This window comes from Leifsonia sp. Leaf264, assembly GCF_001422325.1.
Classification (GTDB): domain Bacteria; phylum Actinomycetota; class Actinomycetes; order Actinomycetales; family Microbacteriaceae; genus Orlajensenia.
In genome coordinates this window covers 341,994-368,741 of sequence record NZ_LMMR01000007.1, presented here as the reverse complement: position 1 = coordinate 368,741, position 26,748 = coordinate 341,994, and the positions used below count along the sequence as shown (strand labels likewise).

At 69.4% G+C, this 26,748-nt stretch carries 29 protein-coding genes and 1 tRNA gene; 19 read left to right on the top strand and 11 right to left on the bottom strand.

What is annotated here, in order from left to right; all coding sequences use genetic code 11:
• Positions 1 to 84: 84 nt before the first annotated feature.
• From nusG to ASF30_RS17490, 3 genes are all read right to left on the bottom strand, one after another.
• On the bottom strand, positions 85 to 1,074 hold the full coding sequence (gene nusG / locus ASF30_RS17500) for a transcription termination/antitermination protein NusG (RefSeq protein WP_055909659.1): 990 nt from the start codon (positions 1,072 to 1,074) through the stop codon (positions 85 to 87).
• Between the two features lie 88 nt (positions 1,075 to 1,162).
• Positions 1,163 to 1,435 (bottom strand): preprotein translocase subunit SecE, encoded by a 273-nt coding sequence (gene secE, locus ASF30_RS17495; RefSeq protein ID WP_055909657.1) that lies wholly within the window; start codon positions 1,433 to 1,435, stop codon positions 1,163 to 1,165.
• A gap of 43 nt (positions 1,436 to 1,478) precedes the next feature.
• Positions 1,479 to 1,551, bottom strand: a tRNA-Trp gene (locus ASF30_RS17490).
• A 166-nt stretch (positions 1,552 to 1,717) separates the two neighbouring features.
• On the opposite strand from ASF30_RS17490, the gene ASF30_RS17485 reads away from it, so the two are divergent.
• The 7 genes from ASF30_RS17485 to ASF30_RS17455 all read left to right on the top strand — a co-directional run bounded on the left by ASF30_RS17485 (position 1,718) and on the right by ASF30_RS17455 (position 6,113).
• A complete protein-coding gene (locus ASF30_RS17485; RefSeq protein ID WP_055909652.1) occupies positions 1,718 to 2,152 on the top strand; it encodes a YbaB/EbfC family nucleoid-associated protein in 435 nt (144 codons plus the stop codon).
• The gene (locus ASF30_RS17480) at positions 2,149 to 2,475 is read left to right on the top strand and encodes a hypothetical protein (RefSeq protein WP_055909649.1); all 327 of its coding nucleotides are present in this window, start codon (positions 2,149 to 2,151) and stop codon (positions 2,473 to 2,475) included. The genes ASF30_RS17485 and ASF30_RS17480 overlap by 4 nt, the downstream gene beginning before the upstream one ends.
• A gap of 2 nt (positions 2,476 to 2,477) precedes the next feature.
• Positions 2,478 to 3,719: a hypothetical protein gene (locus tag ASF30_RS17475; RefSeq protein WP_055909646.1), complete on the top strand. Its 1,242-nt coding sequence runs from the start codon at positions 2,478 to 2,480 to the stop codon at positions 3,717 to 3,719.
• A gap of 5 nt (positions 3,720 to 3,724) precedes the next feature.
• Complete coding sequence (locus ASF30_RS17470; protein ID WP_055909644.1) at positions 3,725 to 4,066, top strand: hypothetical protein; 342 nt, start codon at positions 3,725 to 3,727, stop codon at positions 4,064 to 4,066.
• A 195-nt stretch (positions 4,067 to 4,261) separates the two neighbouring features.
• Positions 4,262 to 4,555, top strand: a complete 294-nt coding sequence (locus ASF30_RS17465; protein WP_055909641.1) for a hypothetical protein — start codon at positions 4,262 to 4,264, stop codon at positions 4,553 to 4,555.
• A 4-nt stretch (positions 4,556 to 4,559) separates the two neighbouring features.
• Positions 4,560 to 4,865 carry a hypothetical protein gene (locus tag ASF30_RS17460; RefSeq protein ID WP_055909638.1) on the top strand — a complete coding sequence of 102 codons (306 nt, stop codon included), beginning with the start codon at positions 4,560 to 4,562 and terminating at the stop codon, positions 4,863 to 4,865.
• A gap of 48 nt (positions 4,866 to 4,913) precedes the next feature.
• Positions 4,914 to 6,113, top strand: coding sequence for a pyridoxal phosphate-dependent aminotransferase (locus ASF30_RS17455; RefSeq protein WP_055909635.1), 1,200 nt, complete (start codon positions 4,914 to 4,916; stop codon positions 6,111 to 6,113).
• A gap of 107 nt (positions 6,114 to 6,220) precedes the next feature.
• Here ASF30_RS17455 and ASF30_RS23230 read toward each other — a convergent pair whose 3' ends face one another.
• The gene (locus ASF30_RS23230; RefSeq protein ID WP_055909633.1) at positions 6,221 to 8,020 is read right to left on the bottom strand and encodes a hypothetical protein; all 1,800 of its coding nucleotides are present in this window, start codon (positions 8,018 to 8,020) and stop codon (positions 6,221 to 6,223) included.
• A gap of 164 nt (positions 8,021 to 8,184) precedes the next feature.
• Positions 8,185 to 8,874, bottom strand: a complete 690-nt coding sequence (locus ASF30_RS17445) for a TetR/AcrR family transcriptional regulator (protein WP_055909630.1) — start codon at positions 8,872 to 8,874, stop codon at positions 8,185 to 8,187.
• Between the two features lie 89 nt (positions 8,875 to 8,963).
• Between ASF30_RS17445 and ASF30_RS17440 the strand changes: the two genes are divergently transcribed.
• Positions 8,964 to 9,677, top strand: a complete 714-nt coding sequence (locus tag ASF30_RS17440; protein WP_055909627.1) for a DUF4386 domain-containing protein — start codon at positions 8,964 to 8,966, stop codon at positions 9,675 to 9,677.
• A gap of 147 nt (positions 9,678 to 9,824) precedes the next feature.
• Here the strand turns inward: ASF30_RS17440 and ASF30_RS17435 are convergent, their stop codons facing one another.
• Positions 9,825 to 10,718 (bottom strand): LysR family transcriptional regulator ArgP, encoded by an 894-nt coding sequence (locus tag ASF30_RS17435; RefSeq protein WP_055909624.1) that lies wholly within the window; start codon positions 10,716 to 10,718, stop codon positions 9,825 to 9,827.
• A 30-nt stretch (positions 10,719 to 10,748) separates the two neighbouring features.
• On the opposite strand from ASF30_RS17435, the gene ASF30_RS17430 reads away from it, so the two are divergent.
• The 9 genes from ASF30_RS17430 (at position 10,749) to ASF30_RS17390 (ending at position 18,634) form a co-directional block, all read left to right on the top strand.
• Positions 10,749 to 11,489, top strand: coding sequence for a LysE/ArgO family amino acid transporter (locus tag ASF30_RS17430; protein WP_082468100.1), 741 nt, complete (start codon positions 10,749 to 10,751; stop codon positions 11,487 to 11,489).
• Positions 11,490 to 11,576: 87 nt separating this feature from the next.
• The gene (locus tag ASF30_RS17425; RefSeq protein WP_327063149.1) at positions 11,577 to 11,951 is read left to right on the top strand and encodes a YciI family protein; all 375 of its coding nucleotides are present in this window, start codon (positions 11,577 to 11,579) and stop codon (positions 11,949 to 11,951) included.
• The gene (locus ASF30_RS17420; protein WP_055909619.1) at positions 11,951 to 12,298 is read left to right on the top strand and encodes a YciI family protein; all 348 of its coding nucleotides are present in this window, start codon (positions 11,951 to 11,953) and stop codon (positions 12,296 to 12,298) included. The genes ASF30_RS17425 and ASF30_RS17420 overlap by 1 nt, the downstream gene beginning before the upstream one ends.
• Positions 12,295 to 13,629 carry an RNA polymerase sigma factor gene (locus ASF30_RS17415; protein WP_235480378.1) on the top strand — a complete coding sequence of 445 codons (1,335 nt, stop codon included), beginning with the start codon at positions 12,295 to 12,297 and terminating at the stop codon, positions 13,627 to 13,629. The genes ASF30_RS17420 and ASF30_RS17415 overlap by 4 nt, the downstream gene beginning before the upstream one ends.
• 199 nt (positions 13,630 to 13,828) lie before the next feature.
• Positions 13,829 to 14,716 (top strand): ABC transporter ATP-binding protein, encoded by an 888-nt coding sequence (locus tag ASF30_RS17410; protein ID WP_055909617.1) that lies wholly within the window; start codon positions 13,829 to 13,831, stop codon positions 14,714 to 14,716.
• Positions 14,713 to 15,522 (top strand): ABC transporter permease, encoded by an 810-nt coding sequence (locus tag ASF30_RS17405; protein WP_055909615.1) that lies wholly within the window; start codon positions 14,713 to 14,715, stop codon positions 15,520 to 15,522. Before ASF30_RS17410 ends, ASF30_RS17405 begins: the two co-directional genes overlap by 4 nt.
• A gap of 55 nt (positions 15,523 to 15,577) precedes the next feature.
• Positions 15,578 to 16,915: a sensor histidine kinase gene (locus tag ASF30_RS17400; protein ID WP_055909614.1), complete on the top strand. Its 1,338-nt coding sequence runs from the start codon at positions 15,578 to 15,580 to the stop codon at positions 16,913 to 16,915.
• Positions 16,912 to 17,562 carry a response regulator gene (locus ASF30_RS17395; RefSeq protein ID WP_055909611.1) on the top strand — a complete coding sequence of 217 codons (651 nt, stop codon included), beginning with the start codon at positions 16,912 to 16,914 and terminating at the stop codon, positions 17,560 to 17,562. The genes ASF30_RS17400 and ASF30_RS17395 overlap by 4 nt, the downstream gene beginning before the upstream one ends.
• Before the next feature lie 157 nt (positions 17,563 to 17,719).
• The gene (locus ASF30_RS17390; RefSeq protein ID WP_055909608.1) at positions 17,720 to 18,634 is read left to right on the top strand and encodes an endonuclease domain-containing protein; all 915 of its coding nucleotides are present in this window, start codon (positions 17,720 to 17,722) and stop codon (positions 18,632 to 18,634) included.
• 104 nt (positions 18,635 to 18,738) lie between these two features.
• On the opposite strand, the gene ASF30_RS17385 is transcribed toward ASF30_RS17390, so the two are convergent.
• The 3 genes from ASF30_RS17385 to ASF30_RS17375 all read right to left on the bottom strand — a co-directional run bounded on the left by ASF30_RS17385 (position 18,739) and on the right by ASF30_RS17375 (position 21,133).
• The gene (locus ASF30_RS17385; RefSeq protein WP_055909605.1) at positions 18,739 to 19,125 is read right to left on the bottom strand and encodes a DUF1304 domain-containing protein; all 387 of its coding nucleotides are present in this window, start codon (positions 19,123 to 19,125) and stop codon (positions 18,739 to 18,741) included.
• Between the two features lie 84 nt (positions 19,126 to 19,209).
• Positions 19,210 to 19,875 carry a LuxR C-terminal-related transcriptional regulator gene (locus tag ASF30_RS17380; RefSeq protein ID WP_055909602.1) on the bottom strand — a complete coding sequence of 222 codons (666 nt, stop codon included), beginning with the start codon at positions 19,873 to 19,875 and terminating at the stop codon, positions 19,210 to 19,212.
• Positions 19,868 to 21,133 (bottom strand): ATP-binding protein, encoded by a 1,266-nt coding sequence (locus ASF30_RS17375; RefSeq protein WP_235480377.1) that lies wholly within the window; start codon positions 21,131 to 21,133, stop codon positions 19,868 to 19,870. Before ASF30_RS17375 ends, ASF30_RS17380 begins: the two co-directional genes overlap by 8 nt.
• A gap of 114 nt (positions 21,134 to 21,247) precedes the next feature.
• On the opposite strand from ASF30_RS17375, the gene ASF30_RS17370 reads away from it, so the two are divergent.
• Positions 21,248 to 22,990: a PspC domain-containing protein gene (locus ASF30_RS17370; RefSeq protein WP_055909599.1), complete on the top strand. Its 1,743-nt coding sequence runs from the start codon at positions 21,248 to 21,250 to the stop codon at positions 22,988 to 22,990.
• On the top strand, positions 22,987 to 23,340 hold the full coding sequence (locus tag ASF30_RS17365) for a hypothetical protein (RefSeq protein WP_055909596.1): 354 nt from the start codon (positions 22,987 to 22,989) through the stop codon (positions 23,338 to 23,340). The genes ASF30_RS17370 and ASF30_RS17365 overlap by 4 nt, the downstream gene beginning before the upstream one ends.
• A gap of 114 nt (positions 23,341 to 23,454) precedes the next feature.
• Here the strand turns inward: ASF30_RS17365 and ASF30_RS17360 are convergent, their stop codons facing one another.
• Both ASF30_RS17360 and ASF30_RS17355 read right to left on the bottom strand, forming a co-directional pair.
• Entirely contained in the window at positions 23,455 to 25,089 is a 1,635-nt protein-coding gene (locus ASF30_RS17360) for an amidohydrolase (protein WP_055909594.1), read from the bottom strand.
• On the bottom strand, positions 25,086 to 26,576 hold the full coding sequence (locus tag ASF30_RS17355; protein WP_055909591.1) for an APC family permease: 1,491 nt from the start codon (positions 26,574 to 26,576) through the stop codon (positions 25,086 to 25,088). Before ASF30_RS17355 ends, ASF30_RS17360 begins: the two co-directional genes overlap by 4 nt.
• Between the last annotated feature and the right edge of the window lie 172 nt (positions 26,577 to 26,748).

Sequence of the window (26,748 nt, the reverse complement as noted above, 5' to 3'; positions counted from 1 at the left end):
CTCCCGCGCGCCCGATCTGGACGGCGGTGATCTGTCTGCGCGAACGCGACCTTCGATTCTATCGAGATCGCCCTGCGAAATTGCCTAGAGCTTGGTGACCTGATCGAAGCTGAGCTCGACCGGGGTCTCGCGCTCGAACAGGGAGACGAGCACGGTGAGCTTTCCGCTCTCGGGCTTGATCTCGCTGATCGAACCGGGGAGGCCCGCGAACGAGCCTTCCTTGATCGTGATGGTCTCGCCGATCTCGAAGTCGACCTCGGCCGCGATGACGCGAGCCTGGGTCGCACCGCCGCGCGACGAGCCGCCCTTGGCCGCAGGGGCCTCGACGATCTGGACGAGGCTCTTCAGCATGCCGAAGGCCTCCTCGAAGCGGAGCGGCGTCGGGTTGTGCGAGTTGCCGACGAAGCCGGTGACGCCGGGCGTGTGACGCACGACGGACCAGCTGTCCTCGTTGAGGTCCATGCGCACGAGCACGTAGCCGGGGATGCGCACGCGGGTGACCATCTTGCGCTGGCCGTTCTTGATCTCGACGACGTCCTCCATCGGAACCTCGACCTGGAAGACGTAGTCCTCCATGGCCATCGACTGGCGACGGTTCTCGATGTTCTGCTTCACGCGGCGCTCGAAGCCGGCGTAGGAGTGGATGACGTACCACTTGCCGGGCTGGAAGCGCAGCTCCTGGCGGAATTCCTCGTACGGGTCGACGTCGGTCGGCTCGGACTCGGACTCGGCCTCGGCCTCGGCCTCGGCGGCGTCCTCCTCGGCGAAGACCTCGGCGGCATCCTCGGTCGCCTCCAGGGCGGCCTCGGCCTCGTCGGCGGAGTCGATCTCGAGGGCGTCGTCGACGACGGCGTCAGCCTCGGGGTCGTTGCTGTCGGCGATGGCGTCGAGCGCGGCATCCAGGTCGATCTCGACGCTGTCGGCGTCGTCCTCGATGTGGATGGCGGTGTGCTCTGCGGCCTCCACGGAGTCCTCGTCGTGCGCGAGGGTGTTGCCCTCCTGCGCCTCGTCGTCCTCGGACGACTGCTCTGCAGCCGTTGCCCAGTCGACGTCGTCGTGCTCAGTCTTAGCCACTTGTCTCAATCCTTACGTTGTGTGCGGGCATCCGTGCGATACCCACCCGTGCCGCCTCGGCGGCAGCTGCGTCGTACTCTTCTGCTCGTTACTGAGGGGTTCCGAACACGTAGGCGACCACGAGTGCGAACACCCAGTCCAGTGCGAAGACGAGCGCCATCATGATGACCACGAAGACCAGCACGACACCCGTGTAGCTGAACAGTTCCTTGCGGGTCGGGGTGACGACCTTCTTCAGTTCCCCGATGACCTGGCGGACGAACAGCGCCATGCGGGCGAACGGACCGCGCTTGGAATCGCGGTCGCGCTTGGCGTTGGCGACGACATCTTCGCTCGGCTCGTCGATAACTTTTCGGGCCACCTCAGTTACACCTTTCGTGGGCCGGTACGTCAGCACCGACTTGCAGGGCGGACAGGACTTGAACCTGCAACCTGCGGTTTTGGAGACCGCTGCTCTACCAATTGAGCCACCGCCCTATGGCATCCGTCGGACGCCGTAGATCGCGAGCCCCGCTCGAATCCCGAACGACCCCGAAAAAGGGCGCAGAGAATCTTGCTGAATTCACAACACGGACAAGTGTACGCGACCGGACGGGGAGAGTAAAACCGCGACGGATGCCGTCACCGTGGTTATCATCGCTGAATGACGTTCATCGATCCTGACGGCGCCAGCGGGGGCAGTATCTGGGGGGATCCCGACGCGGCAATCGCGCGGGTCAACGCCCAGATCGCCGAAGCGGCGGAACGAGCCGAGCGAGCCGAAGGCGTGCGCCGTGATGTCGACGCTCTGCGTGCGCGCGCCACATCCCCGGGAGGGGAGGTGAGCGTCGAGGTCGACGCCACGGGCAGGCTCACCGACATCGTGTTCGATGCCGCCGCACGGAGCCTCAGGTCGGAGGCGCTGTCGCAGGCCGTGCTGAAGGCTGCGGCATCCGCCCAACGACAGGCGGGCGACCAGGCCGTGGCCATCGCGGCCGACGCGTTCGGCGAGGAGTCCGAGGTGACGGCGCACCTGCGAGCAGAGGTCGAGGAACGGATGCCGCCGGCCACCGACGACACGACGCTGGGGTACCGATGAGCGAGCGCATCTCTATCGACTTCGACCGCATCCAGCAGCACGCCACGAGGGTGGGCAGCGTGGCCGCCGACGTGCGCAACGCGAAGGACGCCGCCGGTTCCATGAACCTGGGCGGGGGCGCCTTCGGACTCATGTGCGGTTTCCTGGTGGCACCGGCCTCCATGATCACGGGGGTCGCAGGCAGCATGATCGGATCGGCCGGTGCTCTCGTCGAGCGCAGCGCGCGCGAGATCCGCGGTGTCGGAGCCGACTTCACGGCTCTCGAGAACCACATCCGCGAAGAGATCGAACCCCTCCTGTCCGCCGTGGATCAGGTTCGCTGAGGATGGCTGCGAACGCCCTCGTCGCCGGCCCGGTCGACATGTCGACCCCGTTCTCGGGCACGTTCCTGCTCGAAGACGGCGAAGCGCTGGTGCAGGCCATCCAGTCCGGCGACTGGGTCTCCGGAGGGCTCGCCGCGTTCTCCGCCATCGCCGACACCGTCGCCGCCGCCATCGACCCGCTCGGATCCCTCATCGCGGCCGGCCTCGGCTGGCTGATGGAACACCTCGAGCCACTCAAGGGCTGGCTGAACGACCTCACCGGCGACGCCGGAGAAGTCGCAGGATTCGCCGCGACCTGGGCCAACATCGGAGCGTCCCTGGCCGCATCCGGTGACAACCTCGTACGCGTGCTCGGCGACCTCGACGCCTCGGAGGGCGACGCGATCGACGCCTACCGTCGCTTCCAGCAGGAGACCGCTGAGCACCTCCGCGCCGCCGGCAGTTGGGCCGACGCCATCGGGGTGGGGATGAACATCGCCGCCACCATCGTCAAGATCGTGCACGACCTCACCCGTGACGCCATCGCCCAGATCGTCGGCTCCGTCGTCTCCTACGCGGCCACCCTCGTCCTCACCCTGGGCGCGGCAACCCCGCTGATCATCTCTCAGGCCAGCAGCCGCGTCGCCTCCCTCAGCGCCCGCATCGGAAAGACCGTCACCCGCCTCCTCGAGTCTGCGAAGCAGCTCACCAAGCTCATCGACCAGCTCGCCACCCTCTTCAAGAAGTTCGACGCCGCAGCCAGCCGGATGCTCCCCGGCAGCAAGACCCCCGCCCTCCCCGGCAGCAAGAGCCCCGACCTGCCCGGCGTACCTCGCTCTCCTGGGGCCCCCGATCCGTCGCCGTTCCGGGTTCCCGGTACCGATCGCTACCTCGACTCCGCCGACGTGACCGACACCTTCAATCGGAGCATGCACAACGCGGATGCAGACTCGGTGATGCTGGGCAAGTACGACGACGGCGGCCCGTCCAGCTACATCAACCAAGCCGGCGGCGACTACACCTACTTCGACCTCGGCAAGGACTGGGACGCGATCAAGGCCCAGCAGGGCCTCTCAAACCAGGAGATGTTCGACGTCTACAACACGCGCTTCCTCGATGAGGCCATGGCCGACGGCAAGCCTGTCCACTTCTCGCACGATCCCCAGAACGACCAGGGCTTCCTGGGTCAAGAGCTCTTGTACTTGACCGAGCACGGCTACCGATTCGATCCCACGACCATGACCGCACACCCCCGGAGACGATGACCGCGATGGACAGCAACGACTTCTTCGACCTGTTCGATGACTTCTGGGGCCAGAAGGCCTCGAACGCCGCCTATATCTTCGATGCGCCTGCAGTGTCGTGCCTGCTGTACGACGCCTTCCCGTTCCGGTTCGGAGTCGATGGACCGCACGGCACATCGACGGCGGGGTACGAGTACTCGACGGACAAGTTCAGCGTCGCTCTCCTCGGGAAGAAGTTCACGCTGGACTCCGACCGCGAATCGATCCTCGCCAACTTCCGTCTCGCAGACGAGTACTGCCGACTGCGCCTGACCGACAAGTACCTCGAGGCCTTCGACGAGTCGCACCAGCCCAGCACCCCCGTCTGATCGGGGCCGCCCCGTCGCACCGCACCGATCGGTCACGTCGGACGACACGAGAGAGACGAGGTACGCCCGTGCCGGTGAGGCAGCTTGAAGCGCTGGGCATCCTCAAGGAGGTCAGATGACGAACCCGAGCGACGTGCGACGTGTCATCGCCGATGAGGGATTGGCGTATTTCAACCTGTTCGACGAGGTCGTTGGATGACGAAGCAGGAATTCATCGAGAAGATGACGAAGCTGGGGTACTCCGAGCCGCAAGCGCTCAATCAGATCTTCGTGGCTGCCGACCCGGATTCTCTTACCGGAGCTCCGTACAACGTCGTCGAGAGATCAGCGGGTGAATTCGTCATCTACGAGCCCGATGGGCGAGGTGGGTACTCCCTTGCCATGGTTGCCCTCGGGCGCCCTTTCCTAGGCCGCTCGCTGGAGGACGCCTACTCGTACGTCCACAACGAGATTGCGGAGGCGCGTCGTATCTACGGCGTTCGGAGGTAGCTCGGTGGGCTGTCAGATCGGGCTCACAGACGGCATCGTCGCGTACACGGGGCACGGAGTGCAGCGCACGCCGGCCGCAGACGCCGAGGCTGCGCTGGCGCTCGCCCCGGGCTCGGCGGGCGAGGCTCTGCTCGCCGAGGTGCGGCGTGTGGTCGCGGCATCCGACACCGTCGAAGCGGACTGGAGCGAGGCGGTCGATGGCAGCCTCTACCCGGTCTTCGCCGAACGGATGCTGCTCCTCGAGCCAGCCCTCGACGAACGCGCACTGCACGCTCTGTCCTGGCGATGGGCCTATCTGCAGACCTTCTGACCGGCGGCATCCGCCGTCGCGGGCGAGGCCCGTGGCTAGGATTGGACCGTGGCTGAACAGCGTCGAATCTCCTCCAAAATCTCCGCGATCGCCGAATCGGCGACCCTCAAAGTCGATGCCAAGGCGAAGGCCCTGCAGGCCGCCGGGCGTCCGGTGATCAGCTACGCCGCGGGCGAGCCCGACTTCGCGACTCCGGCGCACATCGTCGAGGCGGCCCTCGCGGCCGTGCACGACCCCAAGAACTACCGGTACACCCCCGCCGCCGGCCTTCCCGAGCTGCGCGAGGCCATCGCCGCGAAGACCCTGCGCGACTCCGGACTCGAGGTCTCCCCCAGCCAGATCGTCGTCACCAACGGCGGCAAGCAGGCCGTCTACCAGGCGTTCCAGACCCTGCTCGACCCGGGCGACGAGGTGCTGGTCCCCACGCCATACTGGACCACCTACCCCGAGGCCATCAAGCTCGCCGACGGCGTGCAGGTCGACGTCTTCGCCGGAAGCGAGCAGGGCTACCTCGTCACCGTCGAGCAGCTCGAGGCCGCGCGCACCGAGCGCACCAAGGCGTTGCTGTTCGTGTCGCCCTCCAACCCCACCGGCGCCGTCTACTCCCCCGAGCAGACGAAGGCCATCGGCGAGTGGGCCGAGGCCAACGGCCTCTGGGTCATCACCGACGAGATCTACCAGAACCTGGTCTACGACGGCGTGAAGGCCGTCTCCATCGTGGAGGCCGTTCCCGCCCTCGCCGACCGCACCATCCTGGTGAACGGCGTCGCCAAGACCTATGCCATGACCGGATGGCGTGTGGGATGGATGGTCGGCCCCGTCGACGCCATCAAGGGAGCCGCCAACCTGCAGTCGCACCTGTCGAGCAACGTGTCGAACATCTCGCAGCGCGCTGCGATCGCCGCCCTCACCGGCCCGCAGGACACCGTCGAGGTGATGCGCCAGGCCTTCGACCGTCGACGCAAGACGATCGTCGCCGAGCTCGACAAGATCCCCGGCATCGTCACGCCGACCCCCGAGGGAGCTTTCTACGTCTACCCCGACGTCTCCGGCCTGCTCGGCCGCGAGTGGCACGGCGTCACGCCGACGACCTCGCTCGAGCTGGCCGACCTCATCCTCGAGAAGGCCGAGGTGGCCGTGGTTCCCGGCGAGGCCTTCGGGCCGAGCGGCTTCCTGCGCCTCAGCTACGCCCTCGGCGACGAGCCGTTGCTCGAGGGCGTGCAGCGCCTTCAGCGGCTGTTCGCGTAGTCACCGCCCCGGCACGCCCCGGGCACGGCAGGCCACGTCACGCGCGGAGAATGCAGCAGGCCGCATCCGTCGAGATGACGGATGCGGCCTGATGCCAGCGGAGGATACTAGGCGCGCACGCGGCGTCGCATCACGAGAGCTCCGGCACCGAGGATCATCAGCAGTGCGCCGATGACGCCGGGGACGACGGGGTTCACACCGGTGGAGGCGAGCTGGGCGCTGGTGATTTCAGCAGCCTGCACCTCGATCCGGACGGCCGTGTTGACGCTGGGGTCGCTCGAGAGGGACAGGACCAGCGTGTGGGTGCCGGCTCCGAGGGAATCGACCACCGCTGCGGGGATGTGCACGGTGACACGACCACCTTCCAGGGTGAACGTTCCCGGAACCTCGGTGCGGGTCGAGTAGATGCCGGCATCGAACTCGGATCCTTCAGGGGCCTTCTTCTTGTCGATGTCGACGTCGACGATGACCGTCGCGTCCTCGCCCGGGGAGAGCGGTGCATCCACTGACTTCAGGTCGTCGAGGCTGTCGACGCCGAGGAAGTCCTCGAGCCCGTCAGAGGTGGCGGGAACGTCGGTCGGCGCGTCCGTCGGGTCGGGCGTGCTCGTCGGAGGGGTCGTCGGCTCCGGCCTCGTCGGAGGAGTCGTCGGCTCCGGCGTGCTCGTCGGAGGAGTCGTCGGCTCCGGCGTGCTCGTCGGAGGAGTCGTCGGCTCCGGCGTGCTCGTGGCCGGGGTGTCGAAGCGGTAGACCTGCGGACCCCACGTGATGCTCGTCACGGTCGGGGTGTCGCCCACGTTGGCCTGAACGCCGAAGGCGATGACCTTGTAGTCGCCTGCAGCAGCCAGGATCTCGGCCAGGGTGTGGCCCTCCCACGCGGGGATGCCGGCGATCGGCTTGGAGAAGGCCCAGGTGTCGACACCGGCGGGGCCGACGACGTTGGTGCCCTCGGCGACTCCGGCCATCGGGACGATGGTGGCGAAGGTCTTGCCGTCGGCGAGGATCGCGATCTGGAAGTTGGCGATGCCGCCGGTGGCGGTCCAGCTGATGCCGCGGTCGAGAACGGCCTCGAACTGCGAGGCGTCGAGCTTGTCGGCGTAGATGCCCTTGATGACCTGCGTGCCGGCGGTGCCGGGCTTGAGCTGCAGTCCGGCATCCGTCAGCGCGAAGCTCGACGTCGCAGGGTTGGAGCCGAGGTGCCAGGTGTCGTAGGTCGAGTCTGACTCAGTGCCCTCGACCGTGCTGACCTGAACGGGCGCGGTCGGAGCCGCGTCGAAGTGGGTCTCCTGGGTGCCCCAGTCGATCTCACTGACCGTGGGGAACTCGCCGGGGTTGGCCTGCACGCCGTAGGCGATGACGGTGTAGGTGCGGGCCTTGTCCAGGAGGTAGGAGAGGTCGTGGTTCTCCCATTGGGGAACGCCGCTGATGTTCTTCGTGAAGGCCCACTGGATGTCGCCGTCGAGCGCGACGGTGTTCGTGGTGTCCTCGGCGACGCCGGCCATCGGGACGATGGTCGCGAACCTGCCGTCGCCGTCGAGGATGGCGATCTGGAAGTTGGCCTGGTCGCCCTCCGAGGTCCAGCTGATGCCCTCGGCGAGGAGGGACTCGAATGCCGCCTTGTCGAGGCGGGTCGACAGGCCGTTGATGATCTGGGTGCCCTGCACGCCCGGGAGCAGCTTGAGGCCGTTCACGGTGAGGCTGTACGTGGAGTCGCCGCCGGAGCCGCGGTGCCAGCTGGTGTAGGTGTCCGCGTTCTCGTCCGGTGCGATCGAGGTGACGTAGACGGGGCCGGCATCGGCCGTCGCAGCGGAGACCGATGCCACGAGGCTGGCTCCTCCGGCGAGCATGAGGGCGACGGCAGCGGCGCCGAAGCGTGCGGCGCGACGCCGCGATGTGGGGTGGGTTGGCACGGGGGCAGTCCTTCGTTCGTGAATGCCCGAACCCGGGCATGTATGCACACGCATACTAAGCATCTCGGGGTACGCCCGATGACCAAATGGGGGACTTCACACCCGAATTGGGGTACAGCACGCGTGGTCCCGACTTCGGTCCGAAAATGGGTCCAGCGACCGGGCTACGCCCTCGGCGACGCCAGCGCCTCGAAGCCGTCGAGCAGCCTGTCGAGCCCCCAGATGAACTGCTCCGTGCCGATGTAGCGCGCCATGATGTCGGCGCTGGCCGCAGACAGCGGGAAGTACTCGGCAGGCACCGCCTCGAAGCTCGCGCGGCGTGAGGAGATCCGTTCGTCCTCCGACGGAACCGGGGCGGTCTGGTCGACCTCGGCAGCCTCGAGGGCGACGGCGCCGAGCACGTAGACGATGATCGCGTAGGACGCCCGCGCCGCGTCGTCCTGCGCCAGGCCCGCGTCGCCGAGGAGCGCCAGCATGGCCTCGCCGAGAGCGAGGGAGTTCGGTCCGTCGATCGGCGAGCTCATCAGCAGTGCCGCGGACCCCGGATGCGCCAGCAGGGTGCTGCGGATGTCGAGGGCGACGGCACGGAAGCGCTCGCGCCAGGTCAGGTCCCCCGAGCCGAGCACAGCGGTGTCGTTCTCGCCGATGAGCCTGTCGACGACGGCGCGCAGCAGCGCGGCCTTGTCGGGGAAGTAGGTGTAGATCGCGTTCGGCGCGACGCCCATGCGCGCGGCGATGCGACGGATGGAGACGGCATCCGCCCCGCTCTCATCGAGCAGCTCCAGCGCGACAGTCACGACCTGCGCATCGGTGAAAGCCCGCTCCGGGCCCGGCCGTCGCTTCACATGCCCCACGAGAATCTCCTCTTGACAAGATCACTGTACACCGTGCAGTCTTAGCGCATCCGCATTACTGAACACCGTACAGAGATAGGTTCGACATCATGAAGAAGACCACAGTGACGGGGCTCCTGCTCATCATCAGCGCCGTCGTCGTCAACGCGGCGTTCGCGCTCCTGGGCACGGCGTTCGACTATCCCGACATCCTGCAGCGGCCCGCGGTCGAGGCGCTGGCGCGCTTCGCCGCCGACCCGATCGTCATCGGTGCCGGCTTCACCCTCCTCGCCGCCGGTGCGGCCATGATGGCGCCCATCGCCATCCGCATCGCGCGGCAGGTGCCGGCCAGCCGCCTCGGCATCGCTGCGACATCCGTCGGCGTGACAGCAGCCGTCGTGCAGGTCGTCGGCCTCCTGCGCTGGCCGTTGATCGTGCCGTTCCTCGCGACGGCGATGGACGGGGCGTCAGCATCGCAGCAGCTCGACATCGCCGCTCGGTTCACGACGCTCAACACGATTCTCGGCCAGATGATCGGCGAGACCTTCGGCTACCTGTTCACGGCCGCCTGGACCGTCCTGGTGGTCATCGTGCTGCGCCGCAGCGCCGTGATCGGCCGCCTGCTCGCCGCCCTCGGTTTCGCGTCCGCCGCCCTCATCCTCACCGGCGACCTCATCCCCTTCGACGTGCCGGGAACCGACGCGGCGAACTTCATCGGCTACGTGCTGTGGAGCGTCTGGCTCGTGCTGCTGGGCGTCGTCTTCCTGAGGCGCGGCAGGCGCACGGCATCCGCCGCTCTGCCGACGCACGTCCTCGCCTCCTAGGCGGGAGATCGCAGCCAGGTCGCGTCGCGTCCTGCACGGCTGCGCGTCCACGCCATCACCGCCTCGCAGCGGTCACGGATGCAGGATGAGGCTCGCCACGGCTGCGATATGCGGCCGTGTCGCGCCTCATCCTGCATTCGAGCTCCGTCAGGGGCGCAGCGCCTCCCGGGCGGCATCCGCCACGGCGTCGGCGACGGCCGAGAGCAGCTCGGACCGCAGGTTCCACTGCTGCCAGTACAGCGGAACGTCGATGGAGCGGTGCGGCTCCAGCCGCACCAGCTCCCCGGCGGCGAGTGCCCCGGCACACTGCGCCTCGGGCAGCATCCCCCACCCCATGCCGAGGAACACGGCTCGGGCGAAGTCGGCGGATGCCGGCACGTAGTGCAGCGGCGGATCCGTGAGCACGCCGTACTCCCGCAGCGCCAGCGCCTGCAGGTCGTCGCGCCGGTCGAAGTACACGCTGGGAGCCGCAGCGTAGTGCGCGGCATCCGGTGGTCCGGCGTGACTCGGCAGCCAGCGATCGCGGTACTCCGGCGAGGCGACGGCCAGGTAGCGCATCGCCCCGAGTCGGCTCGATGTGCAGCCGGCCACCGGCGCCTCCCGCGAGGTGACCGCCGCCATGACGGCACCGGTCTCGAGCAGTTCCGCGGTGTAGTCCTGGTCTTCGCGGTGCAGGTCGAACACCACGGGGGCCGATGCCGCCACCGTGGCCAGGGCCGGCAGGATCCACGTGGCGAGGCTGTCGGCGTTCACGGCGAGAGGCATCCGCGTCGCCTGCTCCTCCTCGAGCCCCACGGCGACGAGGGCGTCGTGCTCGAGGAGGGCGGTCTGGCGAGCGAGGCGCACGACGGCGGCTCCGGCATCCGTCGCCCGGACCGGCTTCGACCGCACCAGCAGCACGCGGCCGAGTCGTTGCTCGAGGGCCTTGATCCGCTGGCTCACGGCCGACGGGGTCAGGCGCAGCTCGCGGGCGGCGGCGTCGAGGGTGCCGGCGTCGACGACGGCGAGGAGCGTGCGGGCCAGATCGAGCGGGATCTCCATGTGAAGCAACGCTAATGCACCGTCAGAATGATGAGCTGGATTGATGATGCGGATGCCCGTAACGTCGTGAGCATGCTCCCCCTCGTGCCCCTGCTCGCCGGTCTCGGCGTCGGCTTCTCGCTCATCATCGCCATCGGAGCGCAGAACCTCTACGTGCTGCGGCAGGGCATGCGACGCGAGCACGTGCTGGTCGTCATCGCGATCTGCGCCCTCTCCGATGCCGTGCTCATAGCGGTGGGCGTCAGTGGCATCGGCGCCGCGCTGCAGCACGTGCCGTGGCTCGTGGTCGTCGTGCGCTGGGCCGGCGCCGCCTTCCTCATCACCTACGGCATCCTGGCGGCGCGGCGGGCGTGGAGCGGCGAGGGCGGGCTCGTCGACGCCTCGGAGGAGGGGGCGGATGCCGCAGCTGACGAGGGCGACGAGACACGCTCGGCGCCGACCGCCGGCGTCGCCACGGCCACGCGCGCACCGCGGGTCGCGGCATCCGTCACCGCCGTCGCCGCGACCACCCTCGCCCTCACCTGGCTGAACCCCCACGTCTACCTCGACACCCTGTTCCTGCTCGGATCCGTGGCCAACAGCTACGCCGACGACCGCTGGTGGTTCGCCGTCGGCGCCATGGCCGCCAGCGTCATCTGGTTCTCGGCGCTCGGCATCGGCGCCAGGCACCTCGGCCGCGTACTGCGGTCGCCGCGATCCTGGCGCATCCTCGACGGCGTGATCGCCGCCGTGATGGTCGCGCTCGGAGTCATGCTCCTGCTGCCGTTCTGACCCATCGGACGCAGGATTCGATGCTGGCTGTCGATTCCACCGTTCCCCTGTTCGTCGTACTGACGTAGCGTGACGAGAAGTCGCGCGATGACGACGACAGACCAGGAGAACCAGATGCGATACATGCTGTTCGTGGCGACCGACCCCGAGGCCGAGCCCTACGACGCCGAGCACGACACCATCCAGCAGTGGGTGGGCGAGGTCTACGGAAGCGGGATCGGCGTGCTCGGCGACAGGCTGCGGGAGCCCCAGGATGCCAGGACCGTGCGCGTGCGTGACGGCGAACTGCTGGTCACCGACGGCCCGTTCACCGAGTCGAAGGAATGGATCGCCGGCTTCGACATCATCGAGTGCGCCGACCTCGACGAGGCCGTCGCCATCGCCGGGCGGCATCCGATGGCCCGCTTCGGACGTATCGAGGTGCGCGAGTTCTGGACCCTCGGGCTCGGTTCGGAGTCCTGATGCAGTACGCCATGTTCGTGGTGGTGGATCCGGATGCCGAACCCTATGTCGCCGCCGAGGACGACTACGCGGAGTGGGACGCCGCCCTCGAGCGGCGTGGCGTGCTGTTCGACAAGCGCCGGCTGCGACCGGCCGACGAGGCCACGACGCTGAAGGTGCGCGGCGGCGAGCTGATCATCAGCGACGGCCCGTTCACGGAGTCGAAGGAGTGGATCGCCGGCTTCGCCCTGCTGGAGTGCGCCGACCTCGACGAGGCCATCGGCATCGCCCGCACCCACTCGATGGCCCGCTTCGGACGCATCGAACTGCGCCCCCTGGCCCAGGCGAACGGGGACCCGCTCGAGTGAGGGACGACGGTGCTGTCTCGCACGGCTCCCCGGATCCGGATGCGGTGACGGATGCGGTCACGGATGCTGTCGCGGCCGCGATCCCGGTCACGGCTGCGGTCACGGCCGCTCATGCCGAGGAGTGGTCGCGCATAGTGGCGAGCCTCATCCGCGTGACCGGCGACTGGTCGCTGGCTGAGGATGCGGCGCAGGACGCCTTCACCAAGGCGATCGAACGCTGGCCGAGGGAGGGCGTTCCGCGCAACCCCGGCGCGTGGATCACGACGGTGGCGCGGAACGGCGCGCTCGACCGCATCCGTCGCTCCGCGAATGAGGCGCTGAAACTGAGGGAGGTGGCGATGATGGACGAACTCGACCGGCCCGACAGGGAGTACGACTCGGGATACGACATCGACGACGACCGCCTGCGCCTCATCTTCACCTGCTGCCATCCGGCTCTCGCGATCGAGGCACGCGTGGCCCTGACCCTGCGCACCGTCGCCGGACTCACGACCCCCGAGATCGCCCGCGCCTTCCTGGTGCCAGAGGCGACGATGGCCCAGCGCCTGGTGCGGGCGAAGCGCAAGATCCAGAACGCCGGCATCCCCTACCGCGTGCCGCCGGCCGAGCTCCTCGACGAGCGCCTCGCCGGGGTCCTGGCGGTGCTGTACCTCGTCTTCAACGCCGGCTACACGCTGACGGATGACGCCGCCCACGACGAGGCGCTCTCGGTCGAGGCGATCCGGGTGGGAGTCGTGCTCACCGAGTCGCTGCCGCGCTCGGCATCGGCGCACGCGCTGCTCGCGCTGATGCTGCTGCAGCACGCCCGCCGCGCCGGCCGCACCGATGCCGACGGCGAACTCGTCTCCCTCGAGGACCAGGACCGCACTCAGTGGGACACGGCTGTGATCCGGCGCGGACTCGACGCCCTCGACGCCTCCTACAGGCTGGAACCCGTGCCGGACCGTTACCAGGCGCTCGCCAGCATCGCGGCCTGCCATGCGACGGCCCCGACGGCCGACGCCACCGACTACGCGCGCATCGCCTCGCTCTACGCCGGCCTGGCCGCCGCCGATGCGTCGCCGATCGTCGCGCTCAACGCCGCCATAGCGCGGGGCATGGCCGACGGCGCCGAGGCCGGGCTCGCTGCCGTCGACGGTGTGGCGGCATCCGGAGCCCTCGACGGCTACTACCTACTACCGGCCGCCCAGGCCGATTTCCTGCGCCGACTGCGCCGAACGGAGGCCGCCGCCGAACGCTACGACGCCGCCATCGCGCTGGCGCAGCCCGGCCCCGAGCGCCGATACCTCGAGCGGCGTCGTGCTGCGCTGTCCGCGCGGCCGACCGGCTAGCCCCTTCCCCCGGCCGGGCCGCGCCCAGTCGCCCAGTCGCCCATCTTCGTCGCAATGACGGAACCGCGACCCCTTCATGCCGACGAATGCGGGCGACTCGGCGACACCGGGGGGGCGAGTGCATCAACCAGTCGGTGGATGCGTCGGGTCATCCGTCGGGGGGCTGCCGGATGCCTGCAGTCGCTGCCACGCTGAGAGCATGAGCGAACCTGAAGCCGTCGTGCGCGTGCGCGACCTGCGGAAGCACTACGGGCAGCACCACGCCGTCGACGGCGTGAGCTTCGACATCCATCGCGGCGAGACCTTCGCGCTGCTCGGGCCCAACGGCGCCGGCAAGTCCACGACGATCGAGATCCTCGAGGGCTATCGCGACCGCACGGGCGGCGAGGTGAGCGTGCTCGGCGTCGATCCGGGCAGGGGCGGCCTGGCCTGGAAGGCGAGGCTCGGCATCGTGCTGCAGTCGGGTGGTGAGTCCGGCGTCATGACCGTCTCCGAGCAGCTGCGCCACTTCGCCGGCCTCTACCCGAACCCGCGCAGCGTCGACGAGGTCATCGCCGCAGTCGGCCTGCAGGACAAGGCGAAGACGCGCATCTCCAGACTCTCGGGCGGACAGCGTCGTCGGGTCGACGTCGCCCTCGGCATCGTCGGCCGCCCCGAGCTGCTGTTCCTCGACGAGCCGACCACGGGATTCGACCCCGAGGCCAGGCGCGACTTCTGGACCCTCATCCGTCAGCTGAAATCGGAGGGGACGACGATCCTGCTCACCACTCACTACCTCGACGAGGCCGCCCAGCTCAGCGACCGTGCCGGTGTCATCGCGAGCGGCAAGCTCATCGACATCGGACGCCTCGACGAGATCGGCGGCGATGACGCCCGGATTCCGCGCGTGCGCTGGCGCGACCGCGACGGCCTGCGCGAGCGGCGCACCACGGAGCCCGGCGCTCTCGTCGCCGCTCTGTGTGCGGAGTTCGGTCATGAACCGCCCGAGCTCGAGGTCATCAGGCCGAGCCTCGAGGACATCTACCTGCGCCTCGTCGCCGAGTCCCAGGCGCAGCTGGATGAGCTGGATGAGGAGGTGCACGCATGAGCCTCGTCGCCCTCGGCGCCTCCCGCGTGCGCTACGAGACCGTCGGCTACTTCCGATCGCCCGACGCGGTGTTCTTCACCTTCCTGTTCCCGCTCATCATGCTCGGCATCTTCACGGCGGCGTTCAGCTCGTCCGGCGATGTCAGCGCCGGCCCCGGCACGACGTCCATCAGCGTCGGGGCCTACTACCTGCCCGGCATGCTGGCTGCCGGCATGCTGCTCTCCGGGGTGCAGAACCTCGCCGTCGACATCGCCGGGGAGAAGGGCGACGGCACGCTGAAACGGCTGGGCGGCACCCCGCTCTCCCCGGTGAGCTACTTCCTCGGCAAGATCGGCCAGGTCTTCGTGACCGGCGTGCTGCAGGCCGCACTCCTCCTGCTCGTCGCCGGGACCGTCTTCGGAATCGCCCTGCCGACCGAGCCGTCCAAGTGGGCGACCTTCGCCTGGGTGTTCGTGCTCGGCATCATCACCTCGGCATTCCTCGGGATCGCCCTCTCGGCACTGCCCCGCTCGGGCCGCAGCGCCACGGCCGTCGTCATCCCGATCGTGCTCATCCTGCAGTTCATCTCGGGCGTGTACCTGCAGTTCTACCTGCTGCCCGAGTGGATGCAGAACATAGCGAGCATCTTCCCGCTCAAGTGGATGGCCCAGGGCATGCGGGCCGTGTTCTTGCCCGACGACTTCGCCGCCCTCGAGGTGGGCGGATCCTGGGACCTCGGTGCCGTGGCCATCGCCCTGCTCGTCTGGCTCGTCATCGGGCTCGTGCTCAGCCGGCTCACCTTCCGCTGGATCCGCAAGGATGCCTGACCCGAAGCCGGGTGGGCCCATGACCTGGCGCCGAGGCTGGTGACAGAGTAGACCCGTGCAGAATCGACGCTGGTGGGACGTTGCCGCCGTGGCTGTCGCCCTCGTGGTGGCGGCCATCACGGCGATGGTGCCCCCGTTCGGCGCATCGGACTGGGGCGACTGGGCCTGCGTCGCGGCGTTCCTCGCGTTCTACTTCGGCTACGGCCGGTGGCGCATCATGTCGCCGCCGAGCCCGCACGACACCATCGCCGTGGTGGGGTTCGCCGTCATCCTCGCAGTGGGCGTGGCCTTCGAGCCGTCGTTCGCCATCCTGCAGACCTTCCTCTATCCGTTCGCCTGGTCGATCGCCACGAACACCAGGGGCGCCGTCCTCGCCAACCTGCTCATAGGCTCCGCCGTCGTCATCGGCTACACGGCCCGCTACGGCATGGCCGGCCTCGCCAACGGCATCGCGATCGCAGCACTCTCGGTCGTGTTCTCGCTCGCTCTCGGCCTCTGGATCACGCGCATTGCCGAGTACGGCGAGGAACGCGCGCAGCTGCTCGCCGACCTGCAGGCCGCGCAGGGCGAGCTCGCAGCCCTGTCGCGGGAGTCCGGCGTGGCCAGCGAACGCGAGCGCCTGGCCCGCGAGATCCACGACACCATCGCGCAGAGCCTCACCGGGCTCGTCATGGTGGCGCAGCGCGCCCGCGGCGAGGTGGCGGCGCTCGATGGGTCGGAGAAGGCTGTCGAGAGCGTCGAGATGATCGAAGCGCTGGCCCGTGAGTCACTGACCGAGGCGCGCTCGCTCGTCGCATCGATGGCGGCGATGCCGGCGGGCTCCAGCCTCGCCGAAGCGCTCGAGCGACTCGCCGACCGCTTCCAACGTGAGACGGGCGTGCAGGTCACGACATCCGTCGACATCGGCGCCATCGACCGCGAGCGCGAGGTCGTGCTGCTGCGCTGCACCCAGGAGGGGCTCGCGAACGTGCGCAAGCACGCCCGCGCTGCAACGGCCACTGTGCGCGTCGAGCAGGGTGACGGGCTCATCGTGCTCACCATCAGCGATGACGGATCCGGACTCTCGGCCGGGTCCGGGGACGGGTCGGGCTCCGGGCCCGGCAGGTCTGGGTCCGGCAGTTCGGGGCCCGGCGGCTCCGGCCCGGGCGGGTTCGGCCTCGCCGGCATGCGCGAGCGCGTCGGCCTGGTCGGCGGGCGGCTCGCCGTCGGCGAGACCCCGGGCGGTGGGACGACCCTCACCATCACGGTGCCCGTGCCGCCGGTGCAGGCCGATGCCGTTGAGGGTGCCGGTGACGGTGCCGCCGATCCGGCGACGGATGCCGCCCCCGGCGTCGCGGCATCCGATGGCCGGCACCAGGGCCTTCCGAGCTGGCGCTCCGGAGTCGCTCCGTGATCCGGGTCGTCGTCGCCGACGACCACCCGATCGTGCGTTCCGGAATCGTCGGCCTGCTCGCGGCAGCCGACGACATCGAGGTCGTCGGCGAGGCCTCGAGCGGCGAGGATGCCCGGCGACTGACCGCCGAGCTGCGACCCGACCTCGTGCTCATGGACCTGCGCATGCCGGGGGTGGGCGGCGTCACGGCCACGGCCGGCATCCTGGCCGACGGGGCGGCATCCGGGAGCCCGACACGGGTGCTGGTGCTCACGACCTACGAGACCGACGACGACATCATCGGCGCCATCGAGGCCGGAGCCAGCGGCTACCTGCTGAAGGCGGCACCCCAGGACGAGATCATCGAGGGCGTGCGCGCCGTCGCCGGCGGCCAGACCGTGCTCGCCCCGACCATCGCGGCCATGCTGGTGCAGCGGGTGCGCACGGGAACGACGGCCCCGGATGCCGCAGCCGCACCACGGCTCTCGGCCCGGGAGGTGCAGGTGCTGACGCTGGTGGCGGCGGGCCACAGCAATCCGCAGATCGCCGCGACCCTGTTCATCGGCGAGGCGACGGTGAAGACGCACCTCTTGCACGTCTTCGAGAAGCTCGCCGTGAGCGATCGCACCCGCGCCGTGACGCGCGCGATGGAGCTCGGCCTGCTCTGAGCGGCGCTCCCTCCGCCTTCCTCCGCCTCCCGTCGCCGTTCCTCGACTTTGCAGTTGTGGCTGCCTGAGCTGTTCTCGAGGCAGCCGAAACTGCCAAGTCGGGGCGCGCTGTGGACAGCGCTCCCCTCGCACGCCGTGCCGCTGCGACACTCGGCGCATGCCTCGGCCCTCACCGCTTCCGAACTCCTTCGAGTGGCGCGGCTTCACCGTGAAGGAGGCGGCGACGGAGGGATTGTCGCGGGCCCGCCTGCGGCCGAGCGACCTCGTCTCGCCCTTCCACGGCACTCGTATACCGGCGCGGGTCCAGCTCGATCTCCTCGCCCGCAGCGAACTGGCGATGCGGATCCTGCCCGAGGGCGCGTTCATGATCGGTGCGACCGCCGCGCTGCTGTGGCGGATGCCGCTGCCGCACGCCGTGGCGGCCCAGGTCGAGACCGCCCTCGACGTCGCCGTGACACCGCCTCGGGCCGCGCCGCGACGGAACGGCATCCGCGGTCGCCAGATCAGCATCGATCGGGCCGAGCTCGTCAGCATCGGAACGGTGCGGCTCACCTCAGCCGCACGCACCTGGTGCGATCTCTCGCCGATGCTCGAGCTCCCCGACCTCGTCGCTGTCGGCGATCATCTGATCCGGCGTCGAAGTCCGACGTGCACCCGGGCCGTCCTGGCCGGCGCCGTGGACGCGTTCGGGCGACGGCGTGGGCGCGCGCTGCTCGAGCGAGCGTTGCCGCTGCTGAGCGACCGATCGGAATCGCCGCCGGAGTCCGTTCTCCGCGTTGTCCTCACGACAGCCGGCCTTCCGTCGCTACTGGCGAACGTCGACATCGTCGACGAGAACGGACGCTTCGTCGCTCGCGTCGACCTGCTGTTCGCCGAGTACCCGATCGTGCTGGAGTACGAGGGCGATCACCATCGCGACAAGGCGCAGTGGAGGCGGGACATGACGCGGATCGCCGAGATCGAGTCGCTCGGCTACACGGTGATCAGGGTGAACGCCGACGATCTCGTCGACGTGGCGGGCCTCATCCGTCGCATCGAACGGCAGCTGCTGACGCGAGGGTGGCGTCGTTGATCCTCGACGTCGCAGTTTCGGCTGGCTGCCGGATGCGGCAGGCAACCGAAACTGCCAGGTCGACCGTGGCCGGAGGCGAGACGCCGACCGGGGCGGTCGGCTCCCTAGACGAGCACCGCGACGAGCAGCAGGATCAGGCCGATGAGGGGCGCGGTCGCCTGCACGGCGGCCGCGCGCCCCTTCGTGTGGTCCGAGAGGATGAGCACGAGCGCCGCGGCCACCATCGAGCCGGCGCTCGCGAAGGCGAGGGCAGCGCCGATCTCCAGCGACCCTGCGGCGAGGAATCCGATGCCGATCGCGAGGATGATCGCCAGGAACAGGTTGTAGAAGCCCTGGTTGAAGGCGAGCCCCCTGGTGATCTCGGCGGTCTCGGCCGTGGTCCCGAAGGTGCGGCGAGTCGACGGCGCGGTCCAGCGCACTGACTCCAGCACGAAGATGTACACGTGGATCAGGGCGGCGATGCCGAGGAGCAGCAGGCTGGCGATGAGCATGCTCCACCCTATGGCGCGGACGGAGCCGCAGCTACAGCGGCCACAGCGGCTACAGCGGCTACAGCAGCAACGCCAACAGCGCCCCTACAGCAGCTTGCGCGCCGTCGCCCAGGCCGTCAGCTCGTGCCGCGACGACAGCTGGAGCTTCCGCAGCACCGAGGAGACGTGGGTCTCGACCGTCTTCGTCGAGATGAACAGGGTCGCCGCCACCTCCTTGTAGGCGTAGCCGCGGGCGATGAGGCGCATCACCTCCTGCTCGCGCGCCGACAGGCGATCGAGCTCCTCATCCGTCGACGCGATCTCGCCTCCGGCCGCCCCGAAGGCGTCGAGCACGAAGCCGGCCAGCCGCGGGGAGAACACGGCGTCGCCGCCGGCGACGGCGTGGACGGCACGGCTGACGTCGGATCCGGAGCTGCCCTTCGTGATGTAGCCGCGGGCGCCGGCGCGGATGACGCCCACGACGTCCTCGGCCGAGTCGGAGACGCTCAGCGCCAGGAAGCGGGTACCGGGAACGAGGGCTGCGGTGCGACGGATCACCTCGGCGCCGCCGGAGGATGCGGCATCGGCTCCTCCGGGCAGGTGCACATCGAGGAGGACGACCGTGGGGGCCATCGCCGTGATCACGGCGATGGCCGAGTCGACGTCATCGGCCTCCCCGACCACGAGAACCGACTCGTCGAGGTCTGCTCGCAGTCCCGAGCGGAAGATGGAGTGGTCGTCGACGACGACCACGGTGATCGGCTCAGCCACGGGACGCCTCCCCGGTCTCGAAGCGCAGGTGCACCTCGGTGCCCACGCCGCCGGCGCCGGCGGACACCGTCCCGCGACCGCCGGCCCGACGCATCCGCCCGATGATCGACTCGCGAACGCCGAGACGGTCGGAGGCGACGGATGCGGGGTCGAACCCCGGTCCGCGGTCCCTGACGAAGACGTCGACGGCGGTCGCCGATCCCTCGATGTAGACCGAGACGTCGCCGCCGGCGTGCCTGGCGGCGTTCAGCATGGCCTCACGGGCGGCCGCGGCCAGCTCGCCGCTCGCCCGCTCGGTGGATGACCCGACGGCGACGACCTCGATGCGCACCGAGTAGTCGAGCTCGAGCGCCGAGGCGAAGTCGCGCAGGTCCGTGGCGAGGTCGCTGTCGGCCGGGGAGTCACCCTCGAACAGCCAGCTGCGCAGCTCGCGCTCCTGCGCCCTGGCCAGTCGACCGGCCTCGCTCGACGCGCCGGCCCGGTTCTGGATGAGGGCGAGAGTCTGCAGCACGGAGTCGTGCAGGTGCGCGGCGATCTCGCTGCGCTGCTCGTCCCTGATGCGGGCGACCCGCTCCCTGGTGAGGTCGTTCCACAGAGTCACGAGCGACGGGGCGTAGACGAGTCCGATGCCCAGCACGACGACGAGGGCTGCCACGGCCACCTGGGTCGGGCTCTCGTTGGCCCGGGGGCTGAGCAGGAGCACGAGGGCGAGGAGGGCGAGAGCTGCTGTCGCGACGATGCGGATGGCGCGCTCGGTCCGGATGCCGCGCCCGGGGTCTCGGCGGTCGATGAAGCTCACCCACGCACCGGCCGCGGCCGAGAACACGACGGCTCCGACGACGGGGGTGAGCCAGCCGGGCAGGATGCCGAGAGCGCCGGCGACCACGCCGTCGGAGAGGGCCTGGGCGATGGCGATGGCGACCTCGACGAGGGCGATCGTGATGAGGATCCATGCCACAGGCGCGCGACGGGTGATGCGCGCCTCGTCGGGCCCGGCAGGCTCGGCCCACGGCGTGAAGGCCCAGAGCCAGAGGTAGAGCAGCACACCGGCGCCACCCAGGAGCGCCGTCACGACGAACAGCGCCCGCACGAGGACCGGCGGCCAGCCCAGGTGCCTGGCCAATCCCCCGGCGACGCCGGCGATCTGGCAGTCGCGGTCGCGGTCGAGTGCCGGAGCCGGCGCGCCCGAGGGGCGGCCGTGCCCGCGCGCAGCCACCCCGGGGCGCGGGGCCTGACGGCGGGCGGATGCTGTGGACACCCCTGAATCCAATCACGCGTCGGTCGACCCCGGGAGGCGGGCCATGAGGAATCAGGGTCCGGTCAGGGTCGTACCTGATAGCGAGCCGAGTGGCCGGGGCGGCACCATCGAGTCATGGCAGAGAAACAGACCCCACCAGACGAATCGGCTCCCTCGGAGTCCGCGGCACCGGACATCGGAGACGGCTCGACGGATGCGGAGTCGACTGCCACGATCCCCACGGATGCATCCGCATCGACGGGGAGCACGGCCGGCGGATCGCTGGGGGGCGAGTCCGCCGGCCGCATCCCGCCCGTCGAGCCCGACACCGGCTTCTTCGGATGGATGCGCTCGCTCGGCGTTCCGCGCCTTCCGGGCTGGCTCGGCGGTGTGGCGGCCGGCGTGAGCGCCAGGCTCTCGATCGACCCCGTCATCGTGCGCGGCGTGCTCGTCGTGTGCGCCCTGTTCGGCGTTCCCGTCTTCCTCCTCTACGGCCTCGCCTGGCTGCTGCTGCCCGACACCACTGGGCGCATCCACCTCGAGCAGCTGCTCCGCGGCGTCTGGGACAAGGCTCTGGTCGGCATCGCGATCCTGGTGCTGCTCGGCCTCTCCCCGTTCGCATTCGGCGGCAACCCGTTCATCGACGACACCTGGGACGCCGTGCAGTACGGCGGCTTCTGGACCTCCAGCCCGTGGGTCTACGCCATCAGGTTCCTCTGGACCGTCGCTCTCATCGGCGCCATCACCGCCCTCATCATCTGGCTGGTGCGCCGCAACCGCACCTCGGAGCGGGTCAACGCATCGACCTCTCCGGAAGCCGCGTTCGCGCAGTACGAGTCCGAGGCTGCAGGGCGCACGACGACTGCGGGTACGGCGGTGCCGGCGACTGGAGCGGCAACGTCGACCGTGGCCGCGGCATCCGTCGGCCCTGACACGATCCAGAGCACGACGACGGATGCCGCTCCAGTCGCGGCCGAGCCGGTCGCCCCAGCGCAACCGACCGCCGTCGACCCCGGCACCGACGAGTACGAGGCCTGGAAGGCGCAGCACGCGGCCTGGCGCCTCGACCACGAGGCGTGGCGGCAGTCGCAGGCCGACGCCAGCCGCGAGGCCAGGGCACGGCTCGCGGCCGAGAACAAGGCGCGCGCCGCGGCCTTCACGGCTCGTGCAGATGAGGCCAGACGCCTGCGCAAGCTCACGCGACCGCGCACGAGCTTCGCCTACATCGTGGCGACTGTCGGCGCCGGCCTGGTGGCTGGCTCCATCGCAGCCATCGCCGCCCTCGGCAGCGCGACGAACAGCGCCTACGCCGTGACGATCGGGCTCGCCGTGGCCGCGCTGGTCTCGGCGCTCTCGATGGTCGTGGCCGGTCTCCTGCGCCGGCGCAGCGGCTTCCTCGCCTTCGTCACCATCTCGGCCCTCGTGCTGGCCTTCGGCTCAGCGGCGGTGCCGCGCACCGACCGGATGGTGCTGGGCGACACCTCCATCCCGCTCACCGGATCGCAGAGCTACCTCCTGCCGGCCGGCACCGCGTACATCACCGCAGGGGCGAGCACGGCGGCCGTCGACGGTACCCCGCGGATCGACATCACCATGGGAGCCGGCAACGTCTACCTCGACGTCTACGACGGGGTCACGGTGAAGATCGACGCCGAGTTCGCCTCCGGCTACTCGTCGGTGTGGACCGTCGACGAGAACGGCGAGTACTCCGACGGCCAGGAGCTCAGCCGCGTGACCGACGGCGATGGCGACATGCATCTCGTCGGAACTGTCGGCGGTGCATCCGGCACGACCACAGGCGCACCTGACGCCGTCATCACAGTCCACGGCCTGACCGGGGGCATCCAGGTCACCATCCACGAGGAGAACCGACCATGAGCGCAGACACCACCCCTACGACGCCCTACGAGAACATCCAGACCCCGGTGACGGATGCCGCTGCTCCGGATGCCGCCAGCCCGACGCCCGAGCCCTCGACGACGTCACCCGCTCCCACCGGCCCCGTCATCCGCTGGGCCGCCGTCGTCTGGGGCCTCGCCTTCTCCGCGCTCGCGGCGGTGCTGCTGTGGATCGTCACCGACGTCACCCGTCGCGACGACGTCTCGACGTGGCTGGAGACCCTCACGCCGGGCACCTTCGTGCTCTACGCGGTGCTGGCGCTGGGCGCGCTGCTGTTGGTCGCTGGCGTCGCCGGCATCCTGCGGCGGACGACGCGCCCGCGCGGCTGAGCCCGTCCCACCCGCTCGCCGGTTGTGGCCGCTCCGAACGAGAGGGAGCGGCCACAAGCGGCGAAGGGTGAGGCGCGCAGCGAGCTCGGCTAGCCGGACCTGCCGGAGCAGTCCTCAGCGCACCGCCACCCGGTCCACCACGACCTCGCCGTCGATCACGGTCAGCAGCACCGGCGACTCGGCGAAGACGTCGGGATGCGTCGTCAACGGGTTGTCGGCGAACACCGTGAGGTCTGCGCGCTGCCCGACCTCGATGCGGCCGCCGTCCTCGCCGACGGAGCGCCAGTACTCGCTGGTGTAGCCCTCGACGGCCGCGGCGGCCGAGATCGCCTGCTCAGGCAGCACGGGCTCGACCTCGAGGCGGCCCGTCGGGCGCCGCAGCACTGCAGAGCCGAGGCTGGCACGCGGGTCGTACGGGGCGATCGGCCAGTCCGAGCCGAGCGTCACGATCACACCGCGACGGCGCAGGTCGCCGATGCGCCAGGCGCGGTCTGCACGCTCGTCGCCGAGGCGCGTCGACCAGTTGTCGCTGTGATCGGCCTTCGAGTAGTGCGTGCAGTGCGTCGGCTGCATGCTCGCCGCGATGCCGGCGTTCGCGATGGTGTCGAGCACCTCGTCGGGCAGGGTCTCGATGTGCTCGATGCGGTGCTGCGTGCCGTTCCCGTCCAGGGCCGCCAGCGTCTCGGCGACGAACGCTATGCCCTTGTCGCCGATCGCGTGCGTGGTGGTCGGGATGCCGCGATCGTGGAGGTACGCCACGGCGCGCCTGTACTCGCCCTCGTCGAGCCACAGCGAATCGGTCGACTCGCCGCGGGCATCGGGCTCGAACAGCCATGCAGTGCCGTTGTCGATGGTGCCGTCGATCATGAGCTTCACGCCCTTCACCTGCCAGCGCCGGCCGCCGGTGCTCTGCAGATCCACGACCTGGTCGAGGTCGGCATCCGTGAACCCGGGCATGACGAAGGGCGAGATGCGCAGACGGATGCCGAGCTCCGCCCGCGCCTCGACCGCCTCCAACAGCTCGAACGAGTCCGGAGCCGAGAGGTCGAGCATCTGGCCGGCGACCAGGCCGGACTCGGCCATGCCGCGGAACAGCGCCTCGAGCGCATCGACGCGATCGGCGAAGGTCTGCTCGGGCAGGTGCGGCCACAGCAGCGCCTGCGCGCTCAGCTCGAGGAGCAGGCCCGTGGGAGCGCCGAGGGAGTCGACGACCACGCTCGAGGCATCCGCGAAGATCTCGCGCCCGGTGATCCCGGCGATGCGCAGAGCCTCTCGTGAGACGACGGCCGAGTGTCCGTCGAACAGCGTCACGTACACAGGACGCCCGCAGTCGATGCCGTCGAACAGGGTGAAGGAGGCCTCTCCGGAGCCGAACGCGTTCGGGTCGAGCCCCCAACCGAAGACCCACGGGTCGTCGCATCCGCTGATGTGCTCGGCGAGCGCCGCACGCACCTGGTCCCACTCCATGAGGCCGGACAGGTCGACGCCGCGCGTCATCTGGAGCCCCATGATCGGGTGGATGTGGGCGTCGATGAATCCGGAGGCGATCGTCGCGTCGCCGAGGTCGATGATCCGCTCCGCGCTCCAGTCGGCGGCATCCGCTGCCGGTCCGACGCCGACGATGACGCCGCCGCTGATCGCGACGTAGCCGGCTGCTGCCGCGGCGGCTCCGGACACGGTTCCTGCCCCGAGCACCTCGGGCGTGAGCACGGCGCCGCCGAGCACGAGCAGTTCGCAGGTGGCGCTCATCGGGTCGCCTCCGCGAACTCGCTCGCCCCGCCGATGCGGGCGTACACGTCGGGCCGCGTGCGCTTCCAGACGAGGGCCAGCACGATGCCGACGAGGAAGGTGACCGGAGTGATCGCGATGAGGATGGCGTTGACGGCCGGCCCTGCGGCCGTGAGCAGGTCGAATGACGAGCACAGAACGTAGAGGATGCCGAGCTGCAGCACACCGGAGACGATGGCGGCGGGAATCACGTACCACTTGCGCGCGAGCTCGCGGTTGCGCACGAAGAAGACGACGACGGCGACGCAGGTGAGCACCTGGAGCGCGATGATGCCGATCACACCGGGACTGTTCACCCACAGCAGCAGCTGCAGGTACGGGTCGAGGCCGAAGACGGCGAACGCGCCGACCACGATGACAGCCAGCACTGTCTGCACCAGACCGGAGACGACGGGAGATCCTGTTGCGGCATCGACCCGGTGCAGGGCCTTCGGCAGCACGCCGTCCCGCGCCAGCGAGAAGGTGTACCGGTTGATGGCGTTGTGGAAGGCGAGCTGCGAGGCGTAGACGCTGGTGAGGATGAGCAGGTACATCACGAGCTCGGCCCAGGCGCCGAGGTAGTGCCCGGCCTCGGCGAAGACCAGGCCGGCCGGGTTTTCCCCGGCGGCCGCGACGGCCTGCGACTCCCCGAGACCGATGATGATCGCCCACAGGATGAAGCCGTAGAACACGGCCATGAAGATGACCGAGATGTAGGTGGCACGCGGGATGGTCTTCTCCGGATCACGGGCCTCCTCGCGGTAGAGGGCGGTGGACTCGAAGCCCATGAAGGCGGCGAAGCCGACGCCGAGGATGGCGAACATGCCGGGGTTGAACAGGTTGCCCGCGTCGAAGGTTCCGAAGGTGATGCCATCGGCGCCGCCCTGGGCCAGGATCACCACCGCCAGCACGACGAGGATGAGGGCCTCGAGGGCGAGCAGCACGCCGAGCACCTTCGCTCCGACGTCGATTCCGCGCCAGGCGACGAGGAAGACCGCCGCGATTCCGATGCCGGCGATGACCCACCACGGCACGTCGATGCCGAACTCGTTCTTCAGCATCTCGTGGCCCTGCGTGCCCATGAGGCCGTAGAGGCCGATCTGCAGGGCGTTGTACGACACCAGCGCCACGAAGGAGGAACCGAGGCCGACGGCCTTTCCGAGAGACTGCGTGATGTAGGTGTAGAAACCGCCGAGCGCCTTCACGTAGCGCGTCATGGCCATGAAGGCGATGGCGAAGATGCCCAGGATGATTCCGGCCACGGTGTAGGCCAGCGGCGCCGAGACGCCGCCGATGAGGATGGCGAGCGGCGCCACTCCGGCGATGATCGTCAGCGGTGCCGCCGCCGAGATCACCATGAAGACGATGCCGCCTGTCCCGAGCGCGTTCCGGCGCAGGGACTGCGAGTCCGGTGATGCGGTCACGGATGCATCCTGCTCCGGTGCGGGTGATGTGTCGATGAGTTCCATGGCTGAGCTCCCTTGCTCGAGTCGTTCGTGTCAGCGATATCTCGATCGGTGATGACGGCTCGATAGGCGATTGCGATGGTGTCGACGGTAGGAGTCAGATGTTTCGAGCACGTCACGAGAATCAACCGATTACGTGAAGTAAATCGATTATGCACTATTGATTCCGTGATGC

Coding starts and splice junctions, on each gene's coding strand:
- ASF30_RS17420 (WP_055909619.1), top strand. CDS start 11,951: ATGCAGTACGCCATGTTCGTGGTGGTGGATCCGGATGCCGAACCCTAT.
- ASF30_RS17470 (WP_055909644.1), top strand. CDS start 3,725: ATGGACAGCAACGACTTCTTCGACCTGTTCGATGACTTCTGGGGCCAG.
- ASF30_RS17385 (WP_055909605.1), bottom strand. CDS start 19,125: ATGCTCATCGCCAGCCTGCTGCTCCTCGGCATCGCCGCCCTGATCCAC.
- ASF30_RS17360 (WP_055909594.1), bottom strand. CDS start 25,089: ATGAGCGCCACCTGCGAACTGCTCGTGCTCGGCGGCGCCGTGCTCACG.
- ASF30_RS17440 (WP_055909627.1), top strand. CDS start 8,964: ATGAAGAAGACCACAGTGACGGGGCTCCTGCTCATCATCAGCGCCGTC.
- ASF30_RS17435 (WP_055909624.1), bottom strand. CDS start 10,718: ATGGAGATCCCGCTCGATCTGGCCCGCACGCTCCTCGCCGTCGTCGAC.
- ASF30_RS17465 (WP_055909641.1), top strand. CDS start 4,262: ATGACGAAGCAGGAATTCATCGAGAAGATGACGAAGCTGGGGTACTCC.
- ASF30_RS17485 (WP_055909652.1), top strand. CDS start 1,718: ATGACGTTCATCGATCCTGACGGCGCCAGCGGGGGCAGTATCTGGGGG.
- ASF30_RS17410 (WP_055909617.1), top strand. CDS start 13,829: ATGAGCGAACCTGAAGCCGTCGTGCGCGTGCGCGACCTGCGGAAGCAC.
- ASF30_RS17475 (WP_055909646.1), top strand. CDS start 2,478: ATGGCTGCGAACGCCCTCGTCGCCGGCCCGGTCGACATGTCGACCCCG.
- ASF30_RS17480 (WP_055909649.1), top strand. CDS start 2,149: ATGAGCGAGCGCATCTCTATCGACTTCGACCGCATCCAGCAGCACGCC.
- ASF30_RS17355 (WP_055909591.1), bottom strand. CDS start 26,576: ATGGAACTCATCGACACATCACCCGCACCGGAGCAGGATGCATCCGTG.
- ASF30_RS17430 (WP_082468100.1), top strand. CDS start 10,749: ATGAGCTGGATTGATGATGCGGATGCCCGTAACGTCGTGAGCATGCTC.
- ASF30_RS17425 (WP_327063149.1), top strand. CDS start 11,577: ATGACGACGACAGACCAGGAGAACCAGATGCGATACATGCTGTTCGTG.
- ASF30_RS17370 (WP_055909599.1), top strand. CDS start 21,248: ATGGCAGAGAAACAGACCCCACCAGACGAATCGGCTCCCTCGGAGTCC.
- ASF30_RS17390 (WP_055909608.1), top strand. CDS start 17,720: ATGCCTCGGCCCTCACCGCTTCCGAACTCCTTCGAGTGGCGCGGCTTC.
- ASF30_RS17405 (WP_055909615.1), top strand. CDS start 14,713: ATGAGCCTCGTCGCCCTCGGCGCCTCCCGCGTGCGCTACGAGACCGTC.
- ASF30_RS17365 (WP_055909596.1), top strand. CDS start 22,987: ATGAGCGCAGACACCACCCCTACGACGCCCTACGAGAACATCCAGACC.